Here is a 3,531-nt window from a genome sequence, read left to right as displayed (position 1 = left end):
TTTAAAGCCATTTCTTTATTCATTGTATGTTGTTGGCTTTTTTCCTTGATAGACGCCTATAGCATAGGTAAAAGAAGGAGCATTCTCAACGCAAGAGATGAAAAAGAGTTCAGAACAAAACCTGCCCTTACGCGCAGTGAAAAATAAGGTTTCAACAGCTTCTTGCTATACGTAACATATTTTTCTTGAAATACATAATCAACAGGTGGTAATCAATCAAAAAGATTACTTAAGTAAGGATGTTTGAGGCCATGAGTGATAACCGAATCGACAACGGGATAACCGGGATCGAAATTATTCCTATTCAGTATAATTCATGAAAATACTTCTGGTTTCTGCCAATACCGAACAAATCAACATGCCGGTGTTGCCTCTGGGAATGGCGTGTGTTGCCACAGCAGCCCAAAACGCAGGGCATGACGTGAAAACCATCAATCTGATGATGCGCCAGGACACTCGGGCGCTGATAGAGCAAGCCATCAATGCATTTTCTCCTGAAGTAATCGGCATATCTGTCAGAAATATTGACGATCAGTTCATGGATGCGCCCAGATTTCTTTTGGATTCGGTGAAAGGTGTTGTTGCAGATTGCCGTAACTTTTCAACTGCGCCTATTGTTTTAGGCGGAGCAGGATACAGCATTTTTCCAAAAGCCGCATTAGCCTATTTGGGGGCTGATATGGGCATTCAGGGAGAAGGAGAAGCCGGGTTTGTAATGCTTTTGGAACATCTTTCCCGAAAAGCCGATCTGTCAGACATTCCAGGGCTTTGCCTGTCTTCGGGCAACTGGCAAAGACCAGAGCAGATCCGAAATCTTGATGAATTTTCCATACCGCTCCTAAATGTTCATCTTGCGCCGTACTCGGAAATAAAAGACGATGAGATATGGATTCCGTTTCAGACCCGGCGTGGATGTTCCATGAATTGTAGTTATTGTTCAACCGCAACGATTGAGGGCAAAATTTTAAGAAAATATTCGCCACAGACCGTTGTTGAAGGGATTCGCCGATATATGGAATCTGGCTCGCATCAGCTTTTCTTTGTTGATAATACCTTTAACTTGCCGCCATCTTATGCAAAAGAGCTTTGCGATGGGATTATTAATGCCGGATTAAATATCAAATGGCGATGTATTCTGTATCCATGGAAAACAGACGATACACTCATAGAAAAAATGGCAAAAGCAGGATGCAAAGAAGTCAGCTTCGGATTTGAAAGCGGCTCTGATAAAATCTTGCAATGTATGAACAAAAAATTTACAACAGATGATGTCCGTAGAATTTCAGAAATCCTTAAAAGGCATGGGATTGGGCGAATGGGGTTTTTGCTTTTGGGTGGTCCTGGCGAAACTAAAGACACGGTTGAACAAAGCCTGCATTTTGCAGATTCATTGAATCTCGAAGCCATAAAAATTACGACCGGCGTTCGGATTTATCCTTATACGACTTTAGCCCGGATTGCTGTTCAAGAACGCGTAATTGCCCCGGAAGAAGAGCTTTTGTTTCCAAAATTCTACATGGTCCCTTCGTTGCAGGACTGGCTCTCGGAAACTGTAAAAATGTGGATGAAAGATCGTCCTCATTGGCAAAGATAGGAGGAAACTATGAAAATTATAAATTTAGTGGGAAGCCCTCATGGTACAAAAGGAAATACCGCACGGCTTTTACAAATTATCTCAGAAGGGGCAGAGCTTCTTGGCGCATCTATAGAGAACATTTTTCTGACTGGAAAAAACGTTCTTCCATGCCTTGGATGTGACATCTGCCACAAAAAAGGAAAATGCGTTCAACATGATGAATTCGAGAGCATTAAACAAAGAATTCTTAACGCAGACGGTTTGATTTTGGCAAGCCCCAACTATATTTTTAACGTTAGCGCCCAGATGAAAGCATTTATGGATCGATGTTGTGAAGTGGTTCATTGCATGTCATTCGAGGGAAAATACGGAGCGTCGGTGGTTACGTCCGGTGGCGGAGATGAATCACCGATTGCCGAGTCTATGAATCATTTTATGATGATAACCGGTATCAGACCCGTGGGTGCTGTATGGGCGACAATGGGTAATATTTATGAAAACACATTCCCTGAAGGAATCCGAAACAATGCTTTTGAATTGTGCAAAAAATTGGTGTTATCATGGAAAGACAAGGTCGTTTTCCCGGAATCCGAAAAAATCATCGGACAATTCAAAGAAAGAATGCAGCAATTAATACTATGGCGAAAAGAAGAATGGCCTTATGAATATCAATATTGGAAAAAACATCGAGGATTGGAATAGCATTCACCGCCTGTCGTTCCGGCAGTTTATTTAGAAATACGAAATAAATTAAGAGATATTTTGGTGGTTTAAGAGTGAGGCAAGCAGACAAAAGGAAAACAGTGTGTAAGTAACTAATATTAAGAGAGAAGGCAGGTTTTGCTACGTATAGCTTCTTGTAATCATTGCTGTCCCTGTTTTTCTTACATGGACTCATAACTATTCAGGAGGTGCGATATGGAAAGAGATCTCACAGTAAAGCTTGAAGAAATAGTAGAGATTATCAAATCCGGTCTCGATGAGACGGGAACGGAGAGGATTCTGCAACTTCTGGAAGGACCATCCTTTTCGAATGAACTCCTCAGTGGACTCACCTTATATTGCGAACTTCTTCCTCTGGGAAGGGAACACCCCTTTACCGCACAACAGCGTTACCTCCATTTCCTGTGGGACACCCTGGACAAGCTGCCTATCTGCCTTTTCGCAACGTTTGCCATCCAACTCAGGAGGCTTATTGCCGAACACCTCTTTAAACGGTGCGGTGTCGGATTTATTGCAGAGGAGAACTTTCGTTTCAACTTCGGACAGTTCATAGACGTCGGTGACTTTGTCTTTTTTAACCGGGGAGTCTATATCGACTCCAAAGGGGGAGTCACCATAGGCAACGAGGTCTGCCTCACAGAAGACGTCAGGATATTCACGCATACCCATTCAGAATCTTCCCATATCGTCCGGGAATACCGTCCCGTTGTAATTAGGGATTACGCGAAGATATACACCGGCGCCATCATCTTTCCCGGTGTAACCATCGGGGAACAGGCCATAGTGGCAGCCAATTCCCTGGTCTCTCAGGATGTGCCGCCTAATACGGTCGTGGCAGGGTCCCCGGCAAAGGTTGTGAGGGAGCGAAAGACCGAAGGGAAAACCGGAGATGAATTAGACCACATCTGGCTGTATTGATGAACCTTATCTTTCGAGGATTGTCAGCGTTTCCATGTGGGATGTGTGGGGGAAAAAGTCGAAGGGAGCGATTTCCGCTATCGCATAACCCTGTTCCAGAAACTCTTTTAAATCCCTCGCAAGGGTAGAGGGGTTGCATGATATGTAGGCAACCCTTTTAGGTTGAATGGTGAACATCAACGTTAAGCCCTCTTTACTTATGCCTTCCCTGGGGGGATCGACCACAAGAAGATCAATATTGCTTAATTGAAGAGTTTTCAGGACGTTCTCAACCCTGCCTTTATAAAAAGCACAATTTTCGATCCCGTTCATAC

Annotated in this window: 4 protein-coding genes; 3 read left to right on the top strand and 1 reads right to left on the bottom strand. The window is 43.4% G+C overall.

Features of this window, described 5'->3' with window-relative positions; translation table 11 throughout:
* Positions 1 to 316: 316 nt before the first annotated feature.
* From NTX75_09585 to NTX75_09575, 3 genes are all read left to right on the top strand, one after another.
* Positions 317 to 1,594: a radical SAM protein gene (locus tag NTX75_09585; GenBank protein ID MCX5816477.1), complete on the top strand. Its 1,278-nt coding sequence runs from the start codon at positions 317 to 319 to the stop codon at positions 1,592 to 1,594.
* Between the two features lie 9 nt (positions 1,595 to 1,603).
* On the top strand, positions 1,604 to 2,278 hold the full coding sequence (locus tag NTX75_09580) for a flavodoxin family protein (protein MCX5816476.1): 675 nt from the start codon (positions 1,604 to 1,606) through the stop codon (positions 2,276 to 2,278).
* Positions 2,279 to 2,494: 216 nt separating this feature from the next.
* The gene (locus NTX75_09575; GenBank protein MCX5816475.1) at positions 2,495 to 3,217 is read left to right on the top strand and encodes an acyltransferase; all 723 of its coding nucleotides are present in this window, start codon (positions 2,495 to 2,497) and stop codon (positions 3,215 to 3,217) included.
* A gap of 6 nt (positions 3,218 to 3,223) precedes the next feature.
* Here NTX75_09575 and NTX75_09570 read toward each other — a convergent pair.
* Positions 3,224 to 3,531: 23S rRNA (uracil-5-)-methyltransferase RumA (locus NTX75_09570; protein ID MCX5816474.1), on the bottom strand; the 308-nt coding region annotated here is incomplete at its 5' end.

Source organism: Pseudomonadota bacterium, assembly GCA_026388315.1.
In the GTDB taxonomy this organism is placed as follows: Bacteria; Desulfobacterota; Syntrophorhabdia; order Syntrophorhabdales; family Syntrophorhabdaceae; genus MWEV01.
This window is presented reverse-complemented; position numbering and strand designations above follow the sequence as displayed.

Coding starts and splice junctions, on each gene's coding strand:
- NTX75_09585 (MCX5816477.1), top strand. CDS start 317: ATGAAAATACTTCTGGTTTCTGCCAATACCGAACAAATCAACATGCCG.
- NTX75_09580 (MCX5816476.1), top strand. CDS start 1,604: ATGAAAATTATAAATTTAGTGGGAAGCCCTCATGGTACAAAAGGAAAT.
- NTX75_09575 (MCX5816475.1), top strand. CDS start 2,495: ATGGAAAGAGATCTCACAGTAAAGCTTGAAGAAATAGTAGAGATTATC.